Source organism: Bacterioplanes sp. CLAM21 (assembly GCF_059641015.1).
Map to the genome: position 1 here is coordinate 1,581,521 of NZ_CM184929.1, position 24,089 is coordinate 1,605,609.

General features: G+C 48.7%; 21 protein-coding genes. 11 read left to right on the plus strand and 10 right to left on the minus strand.

The window, feature by feature from the left end:
* The first annotated feature begins 124 nt into the window (after window positions 1–124).
* Window positions 125–1,717, plus strand: a complete 1,593-nt coding sequence (locus tag AC55FS_RS07425) for a S8 family peptidase (RefSeq protein WP_496935437.1) — start codon at window positions 125–127, stop codon at window positions 1,715–1,717.
* Between the two features lie 52 nt (window positions 1,718–1,769).
* The gene (locus AC55FS_RS07430) at window positions 1,770–2,090 is read left to right on the plus strand and encodes a hypothetical protein (RefSeq protein WP_496935438.1); all 321 of its coding nucleotides are present in this window, start codon (window positions 1,770–1,772) and stop codon (window positions 2,088–2,090) included.
* A gap of 391 nt (window positions 2,091–2,481) precedes the next feature.
* On the opposite strand, the gene AC55FS_RS07435 is transcribed toward AC55FS_RS07430, so the two are convergent.
* The gene (locus tag AC55FS_RS07435; RefSeq protein ID WP_496935439.1) at window positions 2,482–2,874 is read right to left on the minus strand and encodes a hypothetical protein; all 393 of its coding nucleotides are present in this window, start codon (window positions 2,872–2,874) and stop codon (window positions 2,482–2,484) included.
* On the opposite strand from AC55FS_RS07435, the gene AC55FS_RS07440 reads away from it, so the two are divergent.
* Window positions 2,861–4,534: a S8 family peptidase gene (locus AC55FS_RS07440; RefSeq protein ID WP_496935440.1), complete on the plus strand. Its 1,674-nt coding sequence runs from the start codon at window positions 2,861–2,863 to the stop codon at window positions 4,532–4,534. The two genes, AC55FS_RS07435 and AC55FS_RS07440, sit on opposite strands and share 14 nt — an antisense overlap.
* Window positions 4,535–5,223: 689 nt before the next feature.
* Here the strand turns inward: AC55FS_RS07440 and AC55FS_RS07445 are convergent.
* Window positions 5,224–5,622 (minus strand): VOC family protein, encoded by a 399-nt coding sequence (locus AC55FS_RS07445; RefSeq protein WP_496935441.1) that lies wholly within the window; start codon window positions 5,620–5,622, stop codon window positions 5,224–5,226.
* Window positions 5,623–5,709: 87 nt separating this feature from the next.
* Window positions 5,710–7,197, minus strand: a complete 1,488-nt coding sequence (locus AC55FS_RS07450; protein ID WP_496935442.1) for a YecA family protein — start codon at window positions 7,195–7,197, stop codon at window positions 5,710–5,712.
* 1,004 nt (window positions 7,198–8,201) lie between these two features.
* Here AC55FS_RS07450 and AC55FS_RS07455 point away from each other — a divergent pair.
* Complete coding sequence (locus AC55FS_RS07455) at window positions 8,202–9,449, plus strand: NupC/NupG family nucleoside CNT transporter (protein WP_496935443.1); 1,248 nt, start codon at window positions 8,202–8,204, stop codon at window positions 9,447–9,449.
* A gap of 29 nt (window positions 9,450–9,478) precedes the next feature.
* Complete coding sequence (gene udk, locus AC55FS_RS07460; RefSeq protein WP_496935444.1) at window positions 9,479–10,105, plus strand: uridine kinase; 627 nt, start codon at window positions 9,479–9,481, stop codon at window positions 10,103–10,105.
* A 112-nt stretch (window positions 10,106–10,217) separates the two neighbouring features.
* On the opposite strand, the gene AC55FS_RS07465 is transcribed toward udk, so the two are convergent.
* Together AC55FS_RS07465 and AC55FS_RS07470 are read right to left on the minus strand one after the other, a co-directional pair.
* Window positions 10,218–11,483, minus strand: a complete 1,266-nt coding sequence (locus AC55FS_RS07465; RefSeq protein ID WP_496935445.1) for an AAA family ATPase — start codon at window positions 11,481–11,483, stop codon at window positions 10,218–10,220.
* Complete coding sequence (locus tag AC55FS_RS07470; RefSeq protein ID WP_496935446.1) at window positions 11,480–12,112, minus strand: RNA ligase family protein; 633 nt, start codon at window positions 12,110–12,112, stop codon at window positions 11,480–11,482. The genes AC55FS_RS07465 and AC55FS_RS07470 overlap by 4 nt, the downstream gene beginning before the upstream one ends.
* Window positions 12,113–12,839: 727 nt before the next feature.
* Here AC55FS_RS07470 and AC55FS_RS07475 point away from each other — a divergent pair.
* Complete coding sequence (locus AC55FS_RS07475; RefSeq protein WP_496935447.1) at window positions 12,840–14,012, plus strand: hypothetical protein; 1,173 nt, start codon at window positions 12,840–12,842, stop codon at window positions 14,010–14,012.
* A gap of 113 nt (window positions 14,013–14,125) precedes the next feature.
* Window positions 14,126–14,617, plus strand: coding sequence for a peptide deformylase (def, locus tag AC55FS_RS07480; protein WP_496935448.1), 492 nt, complete (start codon window positions 14,126–14,128; stop codon window positions 14,615–14,617).
* A 24-nt stretch (window positions 14,618–14,641) separates the two neighbouring features.
* Here the strand turns inward: def and AC55FS_RS07485 are convergent, their stop codons facing one another.
* The 5 genes from AC55FS_RS07485 to AC55FS_RS07505 form a co-directional block, all read right to left on the minus strand.
* On the minus strand, window positions 14,642–15,448 hold the full coding sequence (locus tag AC55FS_RS07485; RefSeq protein ID WP_496935449.1) for a Tim44 domain-containing protein: 807 nt from the start codon (window positions 15,446–15,448) through the stop codon (window positions 14,642–14,644).
* Window positions 15,449–16,315, minus strand: a complete 867-nt coding sequence (locus AC55FS_RS07490; protein ID WP_496935450.1) for a TraB/GumN family protein — start codon at window positions 16,313–16,315, stop codon at window positions 15,449–15,451.
* Between the two features lie 80 nt (window positions 16,316–16,395).
* Window positions 16,396–18,483, minus strand: coding sequence for a methionine--tRNA ligase (gene metG / locus AC55FS_RS07495; RefSeq protein WP_496935451.1), 2,088 nt, complete (start codon window positions 18,481–18,483; stop codon window positions 16,396–16,398).
* Between the two features lie 105 nt (window positions 18,484–18,588).
* Window positions 18,589–19,857, minus strand: coding sequence for an HlyC/CorC family transporter (locus AC55FS_RS07500; protein ID WP_496935452.1), 1,269 nt, complete (start codon window positions 19,855–19,857; stop codon window positions 18,589–18,591).
* Window positions 19,858–19,912: 55 nt separating this feature from the next.
* Window positions 19,913–20,713: a cytochrome C assembly family protein gene (locus AC55FS_RS07505; RefSeq protein ID WP_496935454.1), complete on the minus strand. Its 801-nt coding sequence runs from the start codon at window positions 20,711–20,713 to the stop codon at window positions 19,913–19,915.
* A 225-nt stretch (window positions 20,714–20,938) separates the two neighbouring features.
* Between AC55FS_RS07505 and ffh the strand changes: the two genes are divergently transcribed.
* The 4 genes from ffh (at window position 20,939) to AC55FS_RS07525 (ending at window position 23,853) form a co-directional block, all read left to right on the plus strand.
* Window positions 20,939–22,348: a signal recognition particle protein gene (ffh, locus tag AC55FS_RS07510; RefSeq protein WP_496935455.1), complete on the plus strand. Its 1,410-nt coding sequence runs from the start codon at window positions 20,939–20,941 to the stop codon at window positions 22,346–22,348.
* A gap of 197 nt (window positions 22,349–22,545) precedes the next feature.
* Window positions 22,546–22,965 carry a secondary thiamine-phosphate synthase enzyme YjbQ gene (locus AC55FS_RS07515; RefSeq protein ID WP_496935456.1) on the plus strand — a complete coding sequence of 140 codons (420 nt, stop codon included), beginning with the start codon at window positions 22,546–22,548 and terminating at the stop codon, window positions 22,963–22,965.
* Between the two features lie 78 nt (window positions 22,966–23,043).
* The gene (locus AC55FS_RS07520) at window positions 23,044–23,265 is read left to right on the plus strand and encodes a hypothetical protein (RefSeq protein ID WP_496935457.1); all 222 of its coding nucleotides are present in this window, start codon (window positions 23,044–23,046) and stop codon (window positions 23,263–23,265) included.
* Window positions 23,266–23,379: 114 nt separating this feature from the next.
* Entirely contained in the window at window positions 23,380–23,853 is a 474-nt protein-coding gene (locus tag AC55FS_RS07525) for a GNAT family N-acetyltransferase (RefSeq protein ID WP_496935458.1), read from the plus strand.
* The last annotated feature ends 236 nt before the right edge of the window (window positions 23,854–24,089 follow it).

Here is a 24,089-nt window from a genome sequence, read left to right on the forward strand (position 1 = left end):
ATAAGGAAGGCTCAGAGTGAGTTCTAAGAAGTTAATTACAAAAAACTCAGTATTTGCGGTATCACTGTTGTCAATGGCAATTATGAGTGCTAGTGCTCAAGCCGAGCTGACAAAGCGATATATTGTGAAGTATCCATCTGCTAGCCAGATGAGCACCATGTCTGAGCAGGGCTTTAATGTTGAAGCCGAACAGCAACAATTGTTGAAGCAGCAGGGCGTAGAATATCAGCGTGCTATGACGCTGCAAGATTACCATGTCATCACGGTTACTGCAGAAGACGAGCAGAAACTGCAGCAGCGTGTGAGTGAGTTAGCAGGCAGCAAGGCGTTGCTGTCTATTGAAGAAGACCGTGTTATGCGTGCTTTCTTCACTCCAAACGATCCACGCTATGCGGATCAATGGCACTACTTTGATCAGCAAGGCGGTATTAACCTGCCGAATGCATGGGAGCGTGCGACCGGTAAGGGCGTAACTGTCGCGGTACTGGATACTGGTTATCGTCCTCATGAAGACCTGATGGGTAACATCCTGCCAGGTTATGACATGATCTCGGATGAGTTTGTGTCTGTTGATGGCGATGGCCGTGACGACGACGCTACCGACCCAGGTGACCACATGGCTAAAGGTGAGTGTGGTGATGACTATCCGCCACGTGATTACCCAAGCTCATGGCATGGTACTCACGTTGCCGGCACTATTGCTGCCGTTGGTAATAATGAGATGGGTGTGACAGGCGTCGCATTTAACGCTCAAGTTGTTCCAGTACGTGTACTGGGTAAATGTGGTGGTTACACTTCTGATATTGCTGACGGTATTGTTTGGGCTGCTGGTGGTGAGGTTCAGGGACTGCCTGTTAACCGTCATCCTGCGCAAGTCATCAATATGAGCTTGGGTGGCGGCGGTGCTTGTGGTGACATCACACAACAAGCGATCAACTATGCACGCTCTCAAGGTACCACTGTTGTTGTGGCGGCAGGTAACAGCCAGGGCAATGCAAATGACTTTACTCCGGGTAACTGTGATGGTGTCGTTAACGTAGCAGCTAACAATATTGATGGTGCTACGGCTTGGTACTCAAATACCGGCGATGCGGTTGATGTGACTGCACCAGGCGGTGAGTGGAGTATCGTTAACGATCCAAATGGTGTTTTGTCTACAGACAACGAAGGGGAGACCGCAGCAGAAGCTGATGCTTATCTGACTAAGCAAGGTACTTCTATGGCAGCACCTCATATTGCTGGTGTGGTTGCCTTGATGCACGAAGTGAAGCCGGGCATCTCTCCAGACGAAGTTGAAAAAGCGCTGACTCATAGTGACAACGTTAACGCACTGACCGACAACTGTGTTGGCTGTGGTGCTGGTATTGTTGATGCCGATAAAGTACTGGCGTCTTTGGATGACGGTAGCGGTGAACCAGGCAGCGTTGACGTCGCCATACCAAATAACTTCAAGTTCAAGCCATTGAGCTGGAGCACTACTATTACTGTTCCTGCGGGTATGTCAGTACTTGACGTTGCTATCGACAAGTCTGCCTTCATTGCCTTGGGTCGTGGTAGCATGACCGTGTCTCATGAGAATGGCAGCTCTTGTACTGCAGATATTAGATTCTCTAAAGGTAACTGCAGCATCGGTGCACCGGCTGAAGGTGAGTGGACTGTAAGCTTCGATGCGGTTGGCTGGAACAGCAACCTGGTTGTTAAAGCTAGCTGGAAGTAATTTCTGATCGTGAATAGGCCCGCTTAGGCGGGCCTTTTTGGATGCTGTGTTTATGATTAAATTTTCGCTGTTGACATTGGGTGTTATCTTATCGGTATCGAGTCTTTCTCAAATGAATAGTCGATGGATAATGAAAGTAGCGGCAGACTCTCAGCAGTGGCCTAGTGATGAAATAACTGAAACGGTCAAAGTGTCCATGCGCGACTGCGATGTCGTCGTCGATGAAATCATGCCTATGGGCATTCCTGGTTTTTATCGATTTTCTGTCGCGAATGAGCTGTCTTCGCAGCAACAAGATTGTATTACATCGCTAGAATTGGTTCTGTCGCTCACCGCAGACAGTGTAATGAGAAGAGCAAAGCCTGAATCCTGAGTTTTATTGGATCATTAGCTAACCTCGGTGTGATCCCATAGTTTATTTAAGCTGCTATGGATTGATTTTTACTCTAGTGCCTAGAAAACACTCGACTCTAGTGTCAAATATTAAGTTTTATATCTAGAGATCCTCCCTTATAAATCACTATCCTAGTGCTCCTTCTTTATTTGGATCTCCTCTCTACTTGTAGACTGTGTGGCGTTTTTTGCCAAGTCTTTATCTGTGATAGCTCTTCGAGTAGATCTTTGTTCTACAAGGTTTGTCCTTCTGATTTTTTAATTTTTGTCTGAGTAATAGTATCTCATATTTATTTAGTCAGGCTTTTTGCGTGTTTTTATTCGGTTAGAAGCCTCTGGCGTTATGGGTCATGATGCTGGTTGTCTTGAATCTATATTTTTACTGCTAGGTTGTCGGTTGTTTTTTGCCTTTGAAATTTGAGCGTGGGTGTTCTTTGTGTGGCTTTATTTGTTGAAATGTATTGGAATGTAAATGCATTCTGCTGTATATATTTTTGCGTTATTTTCATATAACCAATAAAGTAGTATTTGTGGGTTAGACTGATTTTATAAATTATTGCATTAAATTCTGTTTTTGTTCGACTGGCCTGATTGGCACTTATTTTGTCCTTTTTTCCATTAAATAAATGTTTGCTTATTGGTATTTTATTTTTCAGTTCGATGTTTTTTGTCGAATTAATAACTAAAAATATATAAGTGAAAGGAAGGCTCAATATGAGTTCTAGGAAGTTGTTAACGAAGAAAACAGCAATGGCTACATCCATTCTGGCTCTAGCGGTTATGGGAGCAAATGCACAGGCTGAAGTGACTAAACGATTTATCGTTAAGTACCCAGATGCCAGTCAGGTCAGCACTATGTCCGCCCAGGGGATGGACGTGATGGCAGCTCAGCGGCAAATGCTGGCTCGTGGTGATGTTGCCTATCAGCGTTCTATGTTGATGGATGGTTATCATGTGATTACCGTGACGGCGGACAGTGAAGAGCAATTGTCGCAACGCATTGAAGAATTATCAGAAAGCCCAGCTGTGGCTCATATTGAAGAAGACGCCATTATGCGGGCTTTTTCTACACCGAATGATCCACGTTATGCCGATCAGTGGCACTACTTCGATCAACAGGCGGGCATCAATCTGCCTAATGCCTGGGAGCGCGCTACTGGTAAAGGTGTTACCGTTGCGGTTTTGGATACCGGTTATCGCCCGCATGAAGATTTGGTCGGCAACCTTTTGCCTGGCTACGATATGATCACAGATACGTTTTATTCTGTCGACGGCGATGGCCGTGATGACGATGCCAAAGATCCGGGTGATCGCATGGAAAAGGGCGAATGTCCTGTTAACCCTGGCGAAGATCCTTATCCTCCTTATGATCTCGATAGTTCGTGGCATGGCACTCATGTCGCAGGGACGATTGCAGCGGTGACCAATAATAGCATCGGTGTGGCCGGTGTTGCTTATGACGCCAAAGTTGTACCGGTACGTGTTTTAGGTAAGTGTGGTGGTAACTTATCTGATATTGCTGACGGTATCGTTTGGGCGGCGGGTGGCAGTGTCGCTGGTGTTCCTGCTAACCAAAACCCCGCTCAAGTCATCAATATGAGCTTGGGTGGCGGTGGTGAATGTGACGGCACTTATCAAAGCGCGATTAATTTTGCTCGTTCTAAAGGTGCAACTGTTGTTGTGGCGGCGGGTAATAGTAATGCAAATGCAGCTAACTTTAGGCCGAGTAACTGCGATGGCGTAGTGAACGTTGCAGCCAGTAATAACAATGCTGCGAAGTCTAGCTTCTCAAATTATGGCAGTGTGGTAGATGTTACCGCGCCCGGTGGTGAATGGGGGGCTGGTGTTTTATCTACTGATAATAGTGGAACGAACGGCCCACAGCGCGACGCGTACTTAGAAAAACCTGGAACCTCTATGGCAGCGCCTCATATTGCTGGTGTGGTTGCACTGATGTATGAAAAGAAACCAGATATTACTCCAGATGAGGTTGAGCAAATACTTAAGAACTCAAACTACACAAATCCTCTGACAGATAACTGCACAGGCTGTGGTAGCGGTATCGTCGATGCGGATAAGGTATTGCAAGCGCTGGATGGCGTTGTTGATCCAGATCCTATCAGTGGTAGCGAAAGCTTCGATGTTGCCGATTACTACCGCTGGTGGTTCTGGGACTATGGCCAGCCAACTTTGTCTTTCACTGTAACGACTCCAGAGGGAATGACATCGCTTGATGTGGTAACCAGTGGTGCCTCAGGTAATGGAAATCTGACAGTTTCCAATGCAAATGGTGAAGGTTGTAGTAGTATCATCTCTGCGGCATCAGGCAGTTGTTCAGTGAATAATCCATCTGCCGGTGATTGGATAGTGACTATTAACACGGGCTATCGTTCCGGTATGTCGCTAACCGCTACTTGGAAATAACCACTTTCGCTAAATAAAAACCCGCTGCAGCGGGTTTTTTAGTTTATGTATAAAAGTGGCCAACAACTGGCTAGGCCATTGTGAGGATCAATGATCACAGCAAGATGCAGCCAATTTTGGGCTGTGTGGATGGATGTGATACCTGTTACTCACTTTGCATTAGCCGTCTCAGCAGTAAAATCGCGTTGCAGGTAATTCAGGGCATGCTCCGATCAAGCGCTTGATGGTTTCTTTTTCCAACGATGCCGTGCTGGATTACCCTGAAGCCCGTCAGCCTTGATAATTAGGGCGGCGCGATTGAGGCTACTATTATCGTGGCTGTCTAGTTTGTGACAGGTTTAATGCGTACCTACATTTTTCCGACAAGCCCCATGCACTGCTTGGGGTTATCCCTCACGCCGGGCGGGCGAGCTCCCTGCTTTGCGCTGTGCAGGCCGTTTTTCCTTCGTTGCCAATGCTGTGGTCGCCGCAACGCCAACAGCCTACATCCCGGCAGGATGTTGACTGGTGCTGCAATCCAGGCAGCACCTGCGGGCACAGCCATTGCCAACTCAGACGGCCTGCTAAGGCGCGGAAAACCTCCCCGCGAAACCGAGAGATGAGCGACTTGGTCTAGGAGTTGGAGTGGATGTCCGGTTTGTTCCTTCCATTAAATCGGGGCAAGATCACCGTCCCAGTGGTGCGCCTTGTTATGTAACGTTGTTTTGCACTATCTCTATTTCTTCTCCATCAGGACCAGAAATAAAGGCTACAATCCTTGAAGTTTTGAAACCATCTGGACTTTTTATCTCAAATGGCCCTCTGATGGTTGGTACACCTTTTGATGATAAGTATTTGATAGTCTTTTCCAAAGAGAAAACATTTATGGCAAAGTGGGCAATGCTACCCTGATTTGAAGACTTGTACATTTCAAAAGGGCACAGCTCTAAATACGTTGCACTTCCTAAATCTATTTTAATATTACCCCTATTTCTACCAAGGGATTCATTGACTTTAAAGCCAAGCGTTTCTGTGTAGAAAGATATAGAATCTTCCAGCGACGAACAGCTTATGGCTACATGGCTTAGAGAAATATTTCCAAAATTCATAGTTTGCTTATTTGCTAAGTTACATAGCGCCTTGCTCACCGGAGAAATGGGAGCGAAGCGAGTATTTTTTCCGTGTTCAGCAACTTGTTACATGCAGCACTTTTTGTATTTTTTTCCCGATCCACAAGGACACTTCTCATTCCTGCCGTACTTAGCTGCCTTATTTCGGTATGGTTTGTTTCGTTGAGGCACAATAGGATTATATCGTTGCGTCCACACATCATTGAGTATTCGCTCTTCATCCATTAACTTCTTGGCTTCTGACTCTTCTTCCTTTGAAAGTTCATTGTCGAACTCGATTGAAAATATGTCTTCTGATCTCCCGTCAGCCATAATTGGCTCGGTAGCAATAACGATGACATCCTTGGCCCTTGGATATCTGTATTTTGCAACTAGAGCATATGCCTCAATATGTGAGATCCGTTCATCTCTATATTCCTTATAATCTTGACCATCATCTCTAGGCAAGAAAAGAAAAACATAGAGTTTATCTTTATCTAATGGAGAAAACATCAACCTGCTACTACGCCTATTGGGCGGAACTTCGGCAAATTTTTCTTCGAAAGCCACTGACAATAAATATCTAGAGAAGCGACTTTCTGATGCTAAATGACGAACTGCACGCTCATGGTACTCGAATTCTAAATCCTGACCTCTACCAACACTACCTTCCAGAATATGGAATGAAAATCTTTCTATTAACTTGTCCCATGTGGCACTTTCTTTGGTAAACCTCTGGAACAATTCATACTCTTCTTCAGAAATATACTCTGACCATAGCCCTTCAGATAATGAAACTGGACCATCCTTATCTAGATTTCCGGTTGGGTGAATCATTCTTCCTGATGTATTTGACTCGCTCCGCCCACGGTAATAGTGTGCTAAAAGCTCTTCTTCACCTGCAGCCTGAATAATCTCTCCTTCCCTGATAGCTCTTTCTTTCTCCTCAAGATATCCCACAAAGTCAGAAATGGTGTCAAGCTCTTCTAATAAAAGATCTAGGGTGATTTCATCTAGGACATGTACATATGTTTTTTCTGGATATAAATCGCCGATAATAAATGGCTTTTCCAAACAGTCTTTCTCATCTAATGGATATACTTGATAGAAAGTTCCTGAGCTGTCTCCCCCAAAATACCTTCCGGCTGGTTCTGCCGTATTACAGGTAACTGCGATCAGATGAATTTCATATTTTTCTTCGGATAGATTTATTGGAAATCTATTAGCGCATGATTTATCCAGAAAGATTCGTTCTGAATGAGATCTTAACCATTTTTCAGCACCATAAAGCTGATTCGATGATTTTATCACGGCTCGTTTAAACCATCTTTTCCAAGCAACATCCAAATCCGCATCAGGATTGAATGCGATATCCTTGTCGGAAAAGACGAGTAGCTTATTTTGAAACACAACTAGAAGATCACAAAGCTCTTTACCAACACCTGATTTAGAAATCCCCTCGTTCGTATAGACATTTGGAAAAGACCAAAGACCAAAAAAGACATCTTCAGATAGCTTAGATAGATACCTTTCTCGCTCGGTTGTCCCTGATTCCTTGACGGTTGGTTTTAACACTTCGATCTCTCAGCATTAGTGCATGTAACAGTTTTAATAGTGTGCTTGCCTGTTTTGCAGCTAGAACCATTCGAGATATCTCTGCCAAACCATTGATTTACAATTGGATGTCTCCCTTTCTTTCATATTCCCTCCTGGAAAAGCGTGCTTGTCTACTATCCACGCCTCAAAGTTCTGGCACTCTAGAGCTAATCCACTGATTTTTCAGACGTTTAAGCTACCACCCTATGGAAATGCAGGCAACCCAACCGTAAAAGCGTGCCAGGTTTCTGTGACTTGGCGGATTGTATCTCGGTATGTCTTTGCATTGAGGTAGGTGGGGTGGCTTGTCGCTGGTCTGGCTTTGGATAGAGCTGAGAGGTGGGTGTTTACGCTCTTGCGCCCAGGTTTTCCGCGCCTTAGCAGGCCGCCTGAATTGGCAATGGCTGTGCCCGCAGGGGCTGCCAGGACGGCAGCGCCAACAAAAGGACTACAAGGACGTAGGCTTTTTGTGATGCGGCGACCACAGCATTGGTAACTCAGGAATCACGGCCTGTGCAGCGCAAAGCAGGGAGTTCGCCCGCCCGGCGTGAGGGATAAGATCCCTCAAGGAGGGCATAGGGCTTGGCGTTTAAATAATCTGAGTTGTTTCTGCTGCGTTAAAAAGCACTCGTGCGCTAGTCCGACTCAATGCTCACTTATTGCATGAAGCTGCGTTTGTTAAGGACGCTTCCGCTTGCTTTATGCCTGGCAGAAGCTGCCTCAATGTACACTTTCAGTCGTTCGCCCGCCCGACGTGAGGGCTAACCTCAAGGAGGTCATAGGGCACGCTGCTCAAGTCGCCACCTAAATATCTATTGATAAAAACACCACCAGCGAGCCTGCTCATTCCTGCCGATCCTGCCATTCATCTCGGATTCATATAATGGCTTATTCATGCCGGCAGTTCTGGTAGAATCCGCGCCCAGCCAAAAGGCCCCAATTCGTTGGGGTAATTCCTTATCGTATTTTCTGGGAGCATATGCATGAGCGTCCTCATGAGCGTGGTCGGTATCCTCGTATTGCTGGCAGCCGCCTTTGCGCTGTCTGAGCATAAAAAGTCCATTAGTAAGAGGGTCGTCGTAGGTGCTCTTGGTATTCAGATTGTCTTTGGCGCTTTGGTGCTGTTTGTGCCGGCTGGCCAGGCGGCGCTGAATTTGGTGACCTCGGCGGTGGCCAATGTTATCTCTTATGCCAATGAGGGCATCGGCTTTATGTTCGGTGGCTTGGTGAGCGGCAAGATGTTTGAAGTCTTCCCCAATGGCGGTTTTGTTTTTGCCTTTAAGGTGTTGCCGATTGTGGTGTTCTTCTCCGCCTTGGTGGCGGTGCTGTATTACTTTGGCATCATGCAGGCCATTATTCGTGTACTGGGTGGCGGGTTGCAGCGGCTGCTGGGCACTAGCCCGACCGAGTCGTTATCGGCCACGGCCAATATCTTTGTCAGCCAAACTGAAGCGCCGCTGGTGGTGCGTCCTTACATCAAGAATATGACCCGCTCTGAGCTGTTTGCCATTATGGTCGGTGGCCTTGCGTCGATTGCAGGCTCCGTGATGGCCGGTTACGCCGCTATGGGCGTGGAGCTGAAGTACCTGATTGCTGCCAGTTTTATGGCGGCACCGGGTGGCTTGTTAATGGCCAAGATCATTATCCCTGAAACACAGCAGCCTAAAAACATCGAAGACGCCGAGGAGCTGGCGGAGATTGAGCAGCCGGCCAATGCCATCGATGCCGCAGCCACCGGTGCCAGTAATGGCCTTAAGCTAGCGGTCAATATCGGCGCCATGCTGATTGCCTTTATCAGTTTGATTGCCTTGCTGAACGGAGCCGTGGGCGGCATTGGTGGCTGGTTTGGTTATCCAGATATCACCATCCAAGCCATGCTGGGCTATGTGTTTGCACCCGTCGCTTGGCTGATTGGTGTGCCGTCTGTCGATATCAATGCCGTGGGCTCTTTGATCGGGCAAAAACTGATTCTTAACGAGTTTGTCGCCTACAGTGAATTTATGCAGGTGAAAGGGTCGATGCAGCCGATCTCACAAGCCATTAGCACCTTCGCGTTGTGCGGTTTTGCCAACTTTGCATCGATTGCAGTATTGCTGGGTGGCTTGGGTGTAATCGCGCCATCACGGAGAAAAGAGATTGCCAGCCTGGGCCTGAAAGCCGTGGCTGCCGGTACCCTGGCTAACCTGATGAGCGCCACCATCGCTGGCTTGTTTATCAGTCTTTCCCTGTAATCATTGGTAGTTAACGTAAGAAGTACGACATGACATCAACCACTCAACGCCCTTTACTGGTAGGCATTGCTGGCGCTTCGGCGTCCGGTAAAAGCCTGCTGGCTAAAACCATTAAGCAACGTCTGCCAATTGAGCACATTCAGGTTATTTCTGAAGACAGCTACTACTTTGATCAGTCTCATTTGAGCATGGAAGAGCGCGAAAAAACCAATTATGACCATCCCAATTCGATGGAGCATGACCTGCTGCAGCAGCATTTGGAGCAATTAAAGCAGGGTAACAGCGTAAACGCACCTTGTTACGACTTCACCATTCATACCCGCAAGCCAGAGACGGTGGTGATCAATCCAACACGGATCATCATTATTGAAGGCATTATGCTGTTCTCCCATAAGAATCTGCGCGATACCTTTGATTTAAAGCTGTTTGTCGATACACCGCTGGATATTTGTTTGCTGCGTCGTATTAAGCGCGACACCGTGGAACGCGGCCGTAGCCTAGAGTCAGTAATCGAGCAATACAAAAAAACCGTGCGCCCGGGCTACGTCAGCTTTATTCAGCCGACTAAAGAATATGCCGATGTAATTATTCCCAAGGGCGGCAAAAATACCGTGGCTATTGATTTGGTAGAGACCAAGTTAAAGGCCATGTGCTAGGGCTTGTTAACAGGCCCAAGTGCTGTTGTCTGATTGAAAAAAGGCCAGAATATCTGGCCTTTTTTGTACAAGTAAAGCTTGCGTTGCTGGATGCCCTTATAACTGCCATGGCCTAACGCAAGGTCTTGCCATCGCCGTCCACATAAATTAACTCATGGGCCTCGCTCGGCAGTGGCCATTGCCAGCTATAGAGCTGCTTTTGTAGGACTTCATTGGGCACAGAATATTGCCGAGAGGCGTTTTGTTGCTGCAGCTGCTGCAGTGGAACCCAAAAGCAGATAAGGCTGACTTTGGCTTTATAGGCGAGGGCAATATCTACCAGCGGCGTACGAAAATCTAGCCGTAAGCTAGTCGCATCCCAGATCACATGCTGACCGTTTGCCAGTGCCGCTTTTAAACGCTTTTTCGCCTCACGAATAATGCTGCCAAAGTTGCTTTGGTCTTGTCGGTCGCCGTTAATCTGCTGGCGTAGCTCATCTAGACTGATGACTTGGCAGTCGGCTCTATGTTTGCTGATCCAGCTGCTTTTGCCGCTGCCGCTGATGCCTACCAGAATTTCTAAGTGGCCATGACTGTCACGTTGGCCAAAGCCCATGGCAATGCCTTCTTCGGGCTGAGAGATTTTCCCTTGCGAGAAGCACAGCAGGCTGTGCTGGCTTAAATAGTTTTTTGCCTTATCGCTGTGCATTGGCAGGGCTTGCTCTGCTTGCTTCAGCCACACATCTTCAACATCGCTGCGCCAAAAGCCAAAGTCTTTAGCATACAACTTAAACAGCTCTAGCAGTTCAATTTGACCGCTAAGGTCATCGCAAATCCGGCCACGCATATCGGCCAGTTCCAGGTAATAAAACAAATACAAGGGTGCCTGTCGAGCCAGGTTAAAGTAATCATGGCGGGCGCCGTCTTTTACCACCAGTAGTTTGGGCTTTTGATGGGCACCCACTAGGCCCAATAAGTGTGTTTTTAGCCGATGTGTTAGCGGCCAGTGGGCAATACGCGGGGCCAAATAGGCCATACCCAGCTCTTCATGGCCGCTGGCCACCACGCGATTAATACCGTTTATTTCTTTATTACGGGTGGTTTCGGGTTTTGCGATGTCGTGCAGAATCACCGCCAATACCAGCAGCAATGTTTCCTCACGGGTAAAGGCTTTGCTGGCTAATATTTTATACAACTCATCCAGCACCATTTGTGTATGGATAAAGACATTGCCCTCCGCATGCCATTGCGGATCTTGTGGCGTATCCGCTAAGCGGCGTAACCAGGGCAAGTCGTCAGCGAGTACTTCAATGGCTTCGCACAAGTTGGTGTGTTGGCTATCAGCAAGGTGCTCAAACCACTCACTTAAACGCTGTTGCTGGGCATTTGGGCGGCTCATGATGGGCTCCTTAAGCCATTAGCTATAACGGCTTGATGCATCCAGTGTTGCTCGCTTTGGACGTGATGGCTGCGCACCCATTTGGCAACGTTGTTGGCAAAATCAGCAAAGGCAAATTCACCGGCGCTGCGTACGACATAGCCTTCCGATACCTTGGTATCCAGGCAGATTTGCTGCACGGCCTCGGCATCAAATAGACCCTCAAATATCACCGGTACTGGCGTTAGACCCAGCTTATGCAAGAAGTCTTGCGTTTGTGCCCAAGGCAAACACAGGTTGTGTTCATTCCAGATGGAAAAGGCCAAAAAGTAGCTGTCTAGGTTGTGGTAGCCAATTGAATGTTGGGCAAAGCAGTTCTCGCCACAAATTCGCCAGCCCGCCGGAATTCGATAGCCAACTTGGGCGTGCAGCGCTTTAACCCAATCGCGCGATGGATGGTGGCGGCTGTCGAGCGACCGGGCGTGCAGGCCATGGCAATACAGGGAGGTGTTTTCACCATCCATCTTTTCGGTAATAACGACGTGCTTGCCAATAAAGTGGTTGATATCGGCTAGATAAACATCGTCATGGCTGGCGCCGGGTGACCAGGGCAAATGCGGTGTGCGCGGGTATTTAACTCGTGTATCCATTATATAATCTCCAAAAACTTCAGACGTCATGCGGCCTACAGAGGCTCTGCATCGATGTGTTGAAGTGGGAGATTACATAAAGCCACCAGTCTGGTTGGAGGTTGATTAGGGCGGTGGATGCTAGCGGGATTTGTGTCAAAGGTCCAGTAGAGATGTCTTTCTCTGTGCTACAAGATTGATAGCACGCTCACAATTTTATCAACGTATGTGGGAGCTATACGTTGGTTGAATGTACTAAGGGAGATCCTGGGTTAAGGCTCATGAGTACCTAATGTGACGATTTTTTTTTGCAGCGTTGGTGATTGAATAAGTGTTGGCCATAGATGGGCTGTCTGAGGTTGTTGTTGCGGGTAGATAATGACCCGGAAGGTACAATCTCAGTGTAAGGATCCGGTGGCTGGCGTTAGTTTGGACGTACTAGAGCCTGTTAACCGGCCCTAAGGTCATGGTATCTGTTTTGCATTTTAATACCGGTTGGCAATGACTGGATCTCATCTGCCGGGCTGCACAAGGAATCTTTTTATTTAGCGATATGGTCTGGCTAAATCTTGGTCAATAAGCGTTGCTAGAGAATCTGTGCATCCTGGAATTATGGCTGTGGATGGCTTATGGCCAGTCAGCACGACTTGGTAATAACAGAATGTGCTCGGTATGGGTGGCCAATTGTAGTGAGGTCTGGGTAGCCAGACTGGGATTGCAGTAACAGATATCAGGGAGGAATCTGATCATGAATCCAAAATCTCCTAGAGATAAATCGAGCTCATCGATCGATATGGACATGGAGGAGGTGAGCAATCAGATAAATGAAATAGAACGACAGCGCGAGCGTGTACATAGTCAGTTTCAGCCGCTTGATCATCAGAGCCAAATGCGGGTCAGGATTGATTCTCAGAGCTTTTCTAAGGTTCCTTGGGGGCAAGACCACCTGGATACCCGTATGCAATCGTCAGGCGATTATTTTCAAATGAGCAATCAAGACTACCAGAGGTTTCATAATTCTGGTGATCGTGTACCCACCAATCAGCATATGCTTAAGCCCACGGGCAAAATGTATTCGTATGATGAAGGTACGCAACAGTTTCATCAGTATCAGCCCAACAATACCGGACAGATGGGAGAATTTGTGGGCAACAAAGATAATGAAATATTGCAGGGGTATAGAAAACAAGGGTTGTTTTTAGATTTGAGTCGCGAAGACAGAAGAAAAGATTCTTTGCAGGGGTTTGATATCGGAACCTATAATCGCGATGCCAGTTATGGTGGTATACAGTTCCCTACATTGCCTAAAGCCAAAGGAGCTTGGCCTGCTAATAATGATCATAATCCCTCAGGGAAAAGCCTCAAACTTTCAAATCAGAATAATAGTCAAGAGGCCTATGATAAAGGGCTGACCATGGCGATTAATAATCCAGATATGCATCGCGGCAGCTATGGCAGTTCATTTAGTGACACGTATGGTGGTCGTCAATCCACACAAGACACGGATGTAGATGGTAGCAAAGCGCAGCGTAGTACTCTTGATGCCCAAAACCGTGCGCGTGCATTTGAGCGCAGTATGCATAGTCTTGATCAGGGGGTAATTCAGCAAAAGGACTTCTCTCAGGGAAGCGCACAGATGAGTGAGTTCAATTTTCAAAAGCCTGAGAATCAGCTGAGCTATTTCGGAGCCCAGAACAATCTTGCTCAGGGCAATGTTATGGCCAATCAACAAAATCCTGGTTTTGGATTTAATCCGTCTACTCCTAAGCAGACGTTTACCTTTAATAGCCAAGATAACAGTTATCGTTATGCTAGCGGTGGCCAAGGTACTCAGGGTGAGAGCATTCAGCAAAGGCTGACTTCCAATATACAAAGTAATGCCAAGGTAACGAACCCATATATTAAATCTAGTGATCAATGACAGATGCGGCGGTCTAAGCCATAGGCATGTGACATTCCTGCTGTAGTAACAGAGAGTTGCAGTGATGTTGTGGTGTTTTCGGGTATGATGCCCGCTTTTGACCGAGCAAAGCCATGATTAGAGAGATTTTAACCGCCCCTCATCCGGTGCTGGCACAGCCTGCTCAGCCGGTAGAAGACGTTGCCCAGGTGCAAACCCTGATCGATGATATGCTAGAAACCCTGTATGCCACAGAAAACGGCATTGGCTTGGCGGCACCGCAAGTGGGTGAGTCGTTGGCCGTGGTGGTGATCGATTTATCGGATGATCAAAATGATCCGCTGATTCTGATTAACCCCAGCATTGATGAGTTTGACGGTTCAGCCGTTGGCCCGGAAGGTTGTTTGTCGATACCCGGTTATTCCGCTGACGTTGAGCGCTACGCCCGTGTGACGGTCAATGCGTTAGATCGTGACGGCAATGCCATCAGTGTGAGTCGTGATGATTTTCTCGCGGTAGTGATGCAGCACGAGATTGATCACTTAAAAGGCACCTTGTTTATTGACCACTTGTCGGTGTTAAAGCGCAATATGGCATTAAAAAAGGTGAAAAAAATGCGGCGTTAAACGCCGCATGATCGATGTATCGTGTTATTCGGCTTCGATGCCGACCACCATCCACGGAGCGTTGTCTTGATCCAAGGCCCGCTCTAAATGCCACGCATCAAAGATGCCATCTTCACTGCGCTCTAGGTCATCTTTGCAGCGCCCTTTAAACAGCACACTGATGTAAGCCGTTTGGCCATCGCGACCGGCACGTACAATATCGGCACTCAGCTCCAAAATTTCGGTGCGAGGCGGTACCATCAGACTGCGTCGCTGTTGCTCTAATGCTTCGCATAATTGCGGCGCGACGTATTCACGAATAACGCTCATATCACCGTCATTCCAGGCTTGCTGCAGAGTGCGATAGTGCTCTAATGCGGCGGCTAAAAATGCTGGTTGATCAAAGCCCTCTGGCAGCTCAATGGGTTGTGGTTTGACGCTGGCCTGAGGAATATCCTGATTCTCTGCTGTTAGCGGCGGACCGTCGTGGGCATAACGTGGTTGCGACCGTGGCTGCGGCTTTTTAAACAGCTTAAACAATAACAACAGTACGCCAGCGATCAGCAGCCAATCCATCAGTTGCATGCCCTCAAATGCGCCTTCGCCTAACAAGTAGGCAAACAAACCACCGGCCAATAAGCCACCTAATATGGCTGGCATCATACTCTTGCGTTTTTGTGGTGCTGTGGTGCTGTTGTTGCCATTAGTATTTTGGCTTTGCTGTTGAGTCTGCTTTGGCTGGGTTTTGTAGCTTTTGCCAGCGCCGCCACTGCCGAGTCGCTTGGCATCCACGTTGGCGCTAACGCTAAATAGCAAACATACGGACAACAGCACAGTCCATACTGAGTTCATTTATTTATCTCCATAGTAAGTAATGGTGTAACCCCGCTGCTGCAGCTGTTGCAACAATCCGTCGGGTCCGACCAGATGTAATGCTCCGACCAGCACTAAAGGATGCTGTCCAGATTGTAATAATTGCTCAATTTGTGGCAGCCAATTCTGATTTCTTTTCACCACCAAGCTTTGGTATACCTTAGGGTAATCCTTGCGCATGGGATCCAGGCCGAGTTGACGTAATTGCTCGCGATCACCCTGGCGCCAGGCCTGGCGAAGACCATCCATTTGCTGCGCTAAGATGCGTGTATCAGCGACTGTTTGTAATATTAATTCGCTTTCTCGGCCTTCGGCCATGGTGGCGATAAACTCGAGTTGTTCGATGACGCTTTCCAGCTCTTTAATGGACTTACCGTGCTGGCGGGCACGGCGATCAAAATAGGCATCAACACCTTCTTCACTCATACCAAGGCGATGCAGCTCAGTGACGGTAATAACCAGAGACACCCACTGCGGACTGAAATCGCGCAGCTGATCCATACTTAACGGGCTGCTTTCCAGGTAGTTAATTAATGCTTGTCTGGCTTCATCGTTGAGCATGGCTGGCAATGATTGTCCGGGTTGCAACATCATGCGTTGCGTCATCTGTTGCTGAATTTTCGGCTGGCTTAAGGCCTGGATATCGGTTTCGAATACCAAGGTGTTGGCTTGTTGGTAAGCCTGCTCAAATTCACTCGGCAGCGGATAGTCGTCAGCGGTTAATAAATGAATCGTGCCGCCTAAGGTCAAATGCTGATCGCCTTTGCTGACGTTCCATAAAAATGTCTGCGCCAATGCCCATCCGGGCAGTAATAGCAGTGACAGTAGCAGGCTGATACGAACCATAATGACCCTCCTGGGCCAGCTGTTAATTAAAGAAGCGAGGCTCAATAAAACAACGCCGGCAAGTGCCGGCGTTGATGGTTTTACATGACACGCATGCCGGGTTGAGCGCCGTCATGGGGCTCTAGCAGCCAAATATCGCTGCCGCCAGGGCCTGCCGCCAGTACCATGCCCTCAGACAGGCCAAACTTCATTTTACGCGGTGTCAGATTGGCGACCATCACCGTCAGCTTGCCAATTAAATCGTCTGGCTGGTACGCCGATTTAATGCCAGAGAAGACATTGCGCGTTTCGCCATTGCCGATGTCCAAGGTTAGCTGCAGCAATTTGTCAGCGCCTTCTACATGCTGGGCATTAACAATGCGAGCAATGCGCAAATCGACCTTGGCAAAATCATCAAACTGGATCTCGTCGGCTATGGCCTCGGAGTCATCGTCACGTTTGGCCGGTTTGCTGGATTTTTTCTCTGTTTTGGCCGGAGCAGCATCTTTGGGCTTATTCAGTTTGGCTTCTTTTTCTTGCTCGGCACGGGTGTCTTCCAGTACCGCTTCGGTTTGGCTCAACTCGGCACGATTCAGCATCGGCTTAAATTTGTTAATGCTATGGCCTAACAATAGCTGCTGACGCTCATCCCAGTTGAGGTTATCGATATTAAGGAACTGGCAGGTCTTATCAGCCAGTTCGGGTAATACCGGAGCCAAGTAAGTCATTAGCTGGCGGAACAGGTTAATAGCAACAGAGCAAACCTCTAATACTTCCTGTTCGCGTCCTTCTTCTTTATTCATCGCCCAAGGGGCTTTTTCTTGGATGTATTCATTAGCGCGATCGGCCAGCGCCATGATTTCGCGGATGGCGCGGCTGTATTCGCGCTTTTCGTAATGCTCAGCAATGACATCGCCGCGATCAATAAAGTCCTGCAGCATTTGTGGCTCGGCACATTCGCTGCTGAGTTGGCCGCCCGATTTTTTAACAAAGTTGGCGGTACGACTGGCGATATTGACCAGCTTATTCACCAGGTCGGTATTAACGCGCTGGATAAAGTCTTCGAAGTTGAGGTCGAAGTCGTCAATGCCATTGCCCAGTTTTGCGGCAAAGTAGTAGCGCAAATAGGTGGGGTTTAAGTGATTCAAGTAGCTGCGGGCCTTAATAAAGGTGCCGCGTGACTTGGACATTTTGGCGCCATTGACGGTAACAAAACCATGAGCGTTGACTGCGGTGGGCGTACGGTAGTCCGCCGCCGACAGCATGGATGGCCAGAACAGGGCATGGAAGTTGACGATGTCTTTGCCAATAAAGTGGTACAGCTCGGCGTCTGAGTCTTTGGCCCAGTAGTCGTCAAAGTTCAAGTCATCGCGGCGGTCGCATAGATTTTTAAAGCTGGCCATATAGCCGATGGGGGCATCCAGCCAGACGTAAAAGTATTTGCCAGGTGCTTCTGGAATTTCAAAACCAAAATAAGGCGCATCGCGGGAGATATCCCACTCTTGCAGGCCGCTATCGAGCCATTCGGCCAGTTTGTTGGCCACTTCGTCTTGCAGTGTGCCGCTGCGTGTCCACTCTTTTAAGAAGGCTTCAAAATCTGGCAACTTAAAAAAGTAGTGCTCGGATTCTTTTTCGATCGGCGTGGCGCCAGAAATGGTCGAAAACGGATTTTTCAGCTCAGCCGGTGTGTAGGTGGCACCGCAGCTTTCGCAGTTATCACCGTACTGATCGCCGGTGCCGCACTTAGGGCACTCGCCTTTCACGTAACGATCGGCCAGAAACAGCTCTTTTTTCGGATCATACAGCTGCTTGATGTTGCGCGTGGCGATGTGGCCTTTGTCGCGACAGGCCAGATAAATCTTTGCCGCCAGCTCACGGTTTTCGTCCGAGTGAGTGGAGTAGAAGTTGTCGAATTCAATTTGGAACTCGTCAAAATCGCGCTCGTGCTCGGCTTTCATGTTGTTGATCAGCTGCTCGGGCGTGATGCCTTCACTCTCTGCGCGCAACATAATGGCAGTACCATGCGCGTCGTCAGCACACACGTAAGTACACATGTGACCGCGCGACTTTTGAAAACGAACCCAAATGTCAGTTTGAATATATTCCAGCATGTGTCCTAGGTGGATCGAGCCGTTGGCATACGGCAGGGCACTGGTTACCAGAATTTTGCGTGCGCTTGTGTCGGTCATGGAATTTGACTGCCAGTTGTTCAAAAGAAACGCGCATTGTAGCGGGATTTTGGCAGCGGTTCAGCCCCTGTTGCGGTGAACAGGGGCGAATAAGACAAGCAATGTTTAGCGGGCGATCGTCACCCGAGCGCTGCGAATCATGTTATCGGCAATTTCGAGGATCTCGATGCGATAGTTCATCAGCTTTAAGCACACCGGGCTTTCAGGAATAAACTCCAGGGTTTCAACAATCAGGCCGCTAAAGGTTTTAGGGCCGTCGGTGGGCAACTCCCAGCCCAGGGCACGGTTGATATCGCGCACAAAGCCGGTGCCATCGATGATGTAGCTGCCATCGGCCTGTGGATGAACGTCGGGCGATTGGGCGGCTGCCACATCGGTGGTGAACTCACCGACAATCTCTTCGAGAATGTCTTCTAAGGTACAGATACCCAGGATGTCGCCATATTCATCCACCACCAGGCCGATACGGCGCTGATTCTTCTGGAAGTTAAACAGCTGGGTATGCAGTGGTGTGCTTTCTGGAATGAAATAAGGCTCGCGACAAGCGGCCACTATGCCATCACGCAGATTATCGCCATTGGTCAAAAAACGACTGACATTGCGCGTATGCAGTACCCCAACCACCTGGTTTAGCTCGCTGCGATAGACCGGCAAGCGGGTATGCTCGGTGCTGCTGAGCTGATCCAAGATGGCTTCTTCGTTGTCATCCAAGTCGATGCCTACCACTTCGCTGCGCGGCACCATGATGTCATTGATGGTCATCTTCTCAAGATCGAGAATACTGAGCAGCATATGCTTGTGGCGGCTAGGAATCATGGAGCCAGCTTCGCGCACGACGGTACGCAGCTCTTCGGTGCTAAGGCTGTCGGGGGTGGGGTTGTTGACGTCAACCCGCACCAATCGCAGTAACGCGTTGGCAATGGTGTTTACCAGCCAGACAAAGGGATACAGCATCCACTGTAAACCGGCCAGTAAGGGCGCTGCGGGAAAAGCGATTTTTTCCGGCGCAATGGCGGCCAGGGTTTTAGGCGTTAGCTCGGCAAAGATCAGCACCACCAGAGTAAACAATATGGTGTTGACGAACACCGCAAGATCCGGGTTGTCGGGCCACAGCCTCTGGCTGATGATGGTCGCTAAAGCAGCGGCAGCAAAGTTCACCAGGTTGTTGCCGGTAAGGATGGTACCAATCAGTCGGTCTGGTTTTTCCAGCAAGCTGGCAGCGCGCTCTGCGCCTTTGTGTTTGTTTTTCACCAGATGACGTAAGCGATAGCGGTTAAGCGACATCATGCCGGTTTCAGAACTGGAGAAAAATCCGGAAAAGATAATTAAGAGGGTAAGTATGCCGAATAACACACTTAAGGGAACGTCGTTCAAGACGGGATCCTGTATGGACTAAGGTCCCGTCATCATAGGCAGTGCCGGTGAGCTGTCAATAGCGTTGCAGCACGATCTGCAATACAAATTGCGAGCCGAAGTAAGACAATACCAGCAACCCGGTGCCGGCTAAGGTCCAGCGACTGGCGACAACACCGCGCCAGCCATAGCGATAGCGGCCTAGTAGCAATACCGCAAACACAGCCCAGCCAATCAGCGATAGGATGACCTTGTGCTGCAGATGCTGCTCTTGCAGATCGACGACATAAGGCCAGCCAATGACAAATGCCGCGGTTAACAGCAGCATGCCCAGCCAAATCATTTCAAACAGCAGCAGATCCATGGTTTGCAACGGCGGCAAAGATTGCAGCAGGCCACGGGTTTGATGGCGTTTAAGGTTTCTGTCTTGCAGGTACAACAATACGGCTTGCACGGCAGCGATGGTGAACACGCTGTAAGCCAAAATCGCCAGCAGTATGTGCCAGGCCAAACCATAACTCACATGGGCCAGAGGCAGGTATTGATCGGACGCGGCAGCCAACAGCAGAATCAAGGCTGCCATGGGGTATAGGCCTATAAACAGATTGTCGACCGGCTTGCGCCAGCTGGAAAAAATCAGCAGCAAGCTAATCACCCAGCAGATCAATGAGCCTACTTCAAAATACGCAAAGTTAATGCTGTCGCCCAACAGCATATCGGTGCCTATGTAGCCTAAATGCAGCAGCGAGGCCACCATGGCGGCAGTCAGTACCAGCCCTCGATTAGCTGGGCGTTGGCCGCGCAGTGTTAGCCACTGGCGGATGGCACTGAACAGATACAAACCTGCTGCCGGAACAGCAAACATGAACCCTGTCATAACAGAAATCACACTCTCCCTAATGCGAACCACTCGCAAGGCCAGCAGTGTCGCACATGGCAGGCAAGGGGGAAAGCATTGTCCGTGCCCCTTTAGTGGTGGTTATTTGTGCATCAGGGCGCCGAGCAGGGTACAGTTTTTGTGCAGTGACGGGCACGGCGGTCGCAGTTGATCGGACATGCCGGTATACTGGCGCTCTATTTTATTGGGCATGAGTCATAAGAGATGTTTGAGAGTCTTACCGACCGCCTTGGCAATGCGCTGAAAAGCATTTCTGGCCAGGCCAAGCTCACCGAAGACAATATCAAAGGTACCGTGCGCGAAGTGCGCATGGCGCTGTTAGAAGCTGATGTGGCGCTGCCGGTGGTGAAAGCCTTTACCGATCAGGTTAAGGACAGAGCCGTCGGCACCGAAGTGCTGAAGAGCCTGAACCCAGGCCAGGTGTTCCTCAAAATTGTGCATGAGGAACTGATGAGTGTGATGGGCGAGGCCAATGAAGGTCTTGATCTCGCTACTCAACCTCCGGCTGTGGTGTTAATGGCTGGCCTGCAGGGCGCGGGTAAAACCACCACGGTGGGCAAGCTGGCTAAGTATTTGGCCGAGCGTGAGAAGAAAAAAGTCATGGTGGTATCGGCTGACGTGTATCGTCCAGCCGCGATCAAGCAGCTAGAGACCTTGGCTGGTGAGGTGGGTGCTTTGTTCCATCCGTCCACCGCAGATCAAGACCCGGTGGATATTGCCAATGGCGCTATCGATGCCGCGCGTCGCGCCCAGGCGGATGTGCTGCTGGTAGACACCGCCGGTCGCCTAGCCATCGACGATGCCATGATGGCTGAGATTCAGCGTTTGCACGCCGCTATTACACCGGTCGAAACCCTGTTTGTGGTGGATGCCATGACGGGTCAGGATGCTGCCAACACCGCTCGTGCCTTCAGCGAAGCACTGCCATTAACCGGTGTGGTGCTGACCAAAGCCGACGGTGATGCTCGTGGCGGTGCGGCGCTGTCGGTACGACACATTACCGGCAAGCCGATTAAATTTATGGGCATGGGTGAAAAAACCGATGCCCTCGAGCCGTTCCACCCAGACCGGGTGGCCTCGCGCATTCTTGATATGGGTGATGTACTGACCCTGATTGAAGAAGCCGAGCGCAAAATTGATAAATCGAAAGCCGATAAACTGGCCAAGAAGATTCAAAAAGGCAAAGGCTTTGATCTGGAAGACTTCCTGGATCAAATCCAGCAGATGAAAAACATGGGCGGTTTGACCTCCATGATGGAAAAGCTGCCAGGCATGGGCAATATCGGTGCTATGGCTAAGCAGACTAACGCTGCTGAAGGTCAGTTTAAGCAAATGGAAGCCATTATTTGCTCCATGACCCGTGATGAACGACGCTTTCCCGACAAAATTAACGGCTCGCGTAAAAAGCGTATTGCCGCTGGTTCTGGCACCCAGATTCAGGACGTGAATCGGGTACTGAAACAGCACAAGCAAATGCAAAAAATGATGAAAAAAGTCACCGCCAAAGGTGGCATGAAGAAGATGATGCGTGCCATGGGGTCAATGGGTGGCCCTGGTGGTATGGGCGGCGGTGGTATGCCTCCCGGTGGTGGTTTACCACCTATGATGCGCTAAGCATAAAACTAGGAGGCTTCGGCCTCCTTTTTTATTGCCAACGCTAAATGGTATGGCGGTGTGCTGGCATTGGAATACTGCAGTATCTGCCGTCTCCTTTTTACTGCCATCGTTAGCAGATGTAAGTGGCTGAGTCTTAACCAATAGCAGTAATTGCCGTTTCTTTTCTATTGCTGCTGTTTATAAGAGGGATAGTTATGTGGATGCAAAAACAGCTGCAGCTGTCATCTAAAGCGCGCGGTTTTCATCTGGTGACAGACGACATACTGTCGCAGTTGCCAGAGCTGGAGAGTATTAGTGTCGGACTTTTACACCTATTTATTCAGCATACGTCAGCGTCGTTAACCATCAATGAAAATGCTGACCCAACCGTACGCCAGGATTTTGAAAGCTTTTTTAATCACACCGTGCCTGAAAACGAGCCGTATTATCGCCATACCTTTGAGAGCAGTGACGATATGCCAGCGCACCTGAAAAGCAGTTTGTTAGGTGCCAGCGTCAGCATTCCGATTACCGCTGGTCGGTTGAATATGGGCGTATGGCAAGGCATCTATTTGTGTGAGCATCGTAATCAGGCTGGAGGGCGTCGCATTTTGGCAACCCTACAAGGTGAATGACAGAAGTGGTGAAAAAACTAGCATCGTTGAAGAAAAACGAGATATGGTAAGTCTGAGCCATCATCATGGAGATACGCTATGTCTGACAAAATGGATGCCGATAGTCTGCTGGCGCTAAAAATCGCTTTTAGCTACATGCCTAAAGCCATTGAGGTCACTCGCTTTGAATACGGAGAGCGCTACGATCAAGTACTGAAGCATATTGAACTGGTCAGTCAAATTTTAGAGCACAATGGGATTGATCCGCAGGAAGTGGATGGTGAAATAAACGCAGATATTGCGCCCAACTCCTGTTATTAGCTGGGTGTGTTGTCGTCGCCAGATCTTTGCTTAAGCTTGACGTTCTGTCTGTCGACTGGGCCTGGATGGGGCGTGCTAAGCTGTCCTGCTATAAAATATACAAGGGAAGAGTGTATGCAGGATATTTATTGGCGTGCCTATCAACAGCAAGATCTGGACGACTGTTTACGTTTATTTCGCTCAAACCAGCAACCCTATTTTGCCGCAGATGAATATGAGGAGTATCGGCAGTTTTTGACTGAAGAAGTAAATGCTAAAACAGCCCCATATTTTGTCTTATTGGATGGTAACGATATTGTCGGCTGTGGTGGTTATATGCGCTGTGGCGATGAGGTATTTTTAACCTGGGGCATGTTAGAGCGCAGCCTGCACGGCCGAGGCCTAGGACGTGAGCTGATTAATGGCCGAATTAAAAAAATCCGTGTGGAATTTGGGTCTTTGCCCGTTTGTATCGAAACCTCACAGCATACCGCACCTGTTTATCAGCATTTGGGTTTTATTGAAGTAAAGCGCACAGAGAATGGCTTCGGACCGGGATTGCATACAGTGCGAATGCAACTCGATGATGAGTGTGCCCTTGAGGGCTAACCTGGTGGTGCTCGATGAATAGTCGGTGCTGGATAATATCGTCGGTATCCTGGTATTTATCTTCAACGGTATCAATTAGAGGTTTGTTCTGATTGATACCGATAATTTGCATATCTTGTTATTATCAACATAATCATATCGTTAAAAATTATCTTCGCCCTGATAGGCAGTTTCCTGCATATATTTGCCAGGAATCCCATTAAGAAAATGTAATTCGAGGGTCTACTCGGCTACGC

Bases quoted from the DNA above. Each gene is read 5' to 3' on its own strand.
- AC55FS_RS07430 (WP_496935438.1), top strand. From the start codon at position 1,770: ATGATTAAATTTTCGCTGTTGACATTGGGTGTTATCTTATCGGTATCG.
- AC55FS_RS07440 (WP_496935440.1), top strand. From the start codon at position 2,861: ATGGCTACATCCATTCTGGCTCTAGCGGTTATGGGAGCAAATGCACAG.
- AC55FS_RS07435 (WP_496935439.1), bottom strand. From the start codon at position 2,874: ATGGATGTAGCCATTGCTGTTTTCTTCGTTAACAACTTCCTAGAACTC.
- AC55FS_RS07445 (WP_496935441.1), bottom strand. From the start codon at position 5,622: ATGAATTTTGGAAATATTTCTCTAAGCCATGTAGCCATAAGCTGTTCG.
- AC55FS_RS07455 (WP_496935443.1), top strand. From the start codon at position 8,202: ATGAGCGTCCTCATGAGCGTGGTCGGTATCCTCGTATTGCTGGCAGCC.
- udk (WP_496935444.1), top strand. From the start codon at position 9,479: ATGACATCAACCACTCAACGCCCTTTACTGGTAGGCATTGCTGGCGCT.
- AC55FS_RS07465 (WP_496935445.1), bottom strand. From the start codon at position 11,483: ATGAGCCGCCCAAATGCCCAGCAACAGCGTTTAAGTGAGTGGTTTGAG.
- AC55FS_RS07470 (WP_496935446.1), bottom strand. From the start codon at position 12,112: ATGGATACACGAGTTAAATACCCGCGCACACCGCATTTGCCCTGGTCA.
- AC55FS_RS07475 (WP_496935447.1), top strand. From the start codon at position 12,840: ATGAATCCAAAATCTCCTAGAGATAAATCGAGCTCATCGATCGATATG.
- def (WP_496935448.1), top strand. From the start codon at position 14,126: ATGATTAGAGAGATTTTAACCGCCCCTCATCCGGTGCTGGCACAGCCT.
- AC55FS_RS07485 (WP_496935449.1), bottom strand. From the start codon at position 15,448: ATGAACTCAGTATGGACTGTGCTGTTGTCCGTATGTTTGCTATTTAGC.
- AC55FS_RS07490 (WP_496935450.1), bottom strand. From the start codon at position 16,315: ATGGTTCGTATCAGCCTGCTACTGTCACTGCTATTACTGCCCGGATGG.
- metG (WP_496935451.1), bottom strand. From the start codon at position 18,483: ATGACCGACACAAGCGCACGCAAAATTCTGGTAACCAGTGCCCTGCCG.
- AC55FS_RS07505 (WP_496935454.1), bottom strand. From the start codon at position 20,713: ATGACAGGGTTCATGTTTGCTGTTCCGGCAGCAGGTTTGTATCTGTTC.
- ffh (WP_496935455.1), top strand. From the start codon at position 20,939: ATGTTTGAGAGTCTTACCGACCGCCTTGGCAATGCGCTGAAAAGCATT.
- AC55FS_RS07515 (WP_496935456.1), top strand. From the start codon at position 22,546: ATGTGGATGCAAAAACAGCTGCAGCTGTCATCTAAAGCGCGCGGTTTT.
- AC55FS_RS07520 (WP_496935457.1), top strand. From the start codon at position 23,044: ATGTCTGACAAAATGGATGCCGATAGTCTGCTGGCGCTAAAAATCGCT.
- AC55FS_RS07525 (WP_496935458.1), top strand. From the start codon at position 23,380: ATGCAGGATATTTATTGGCGTGCCTATCAACAGCAAGATCTGGACGAC.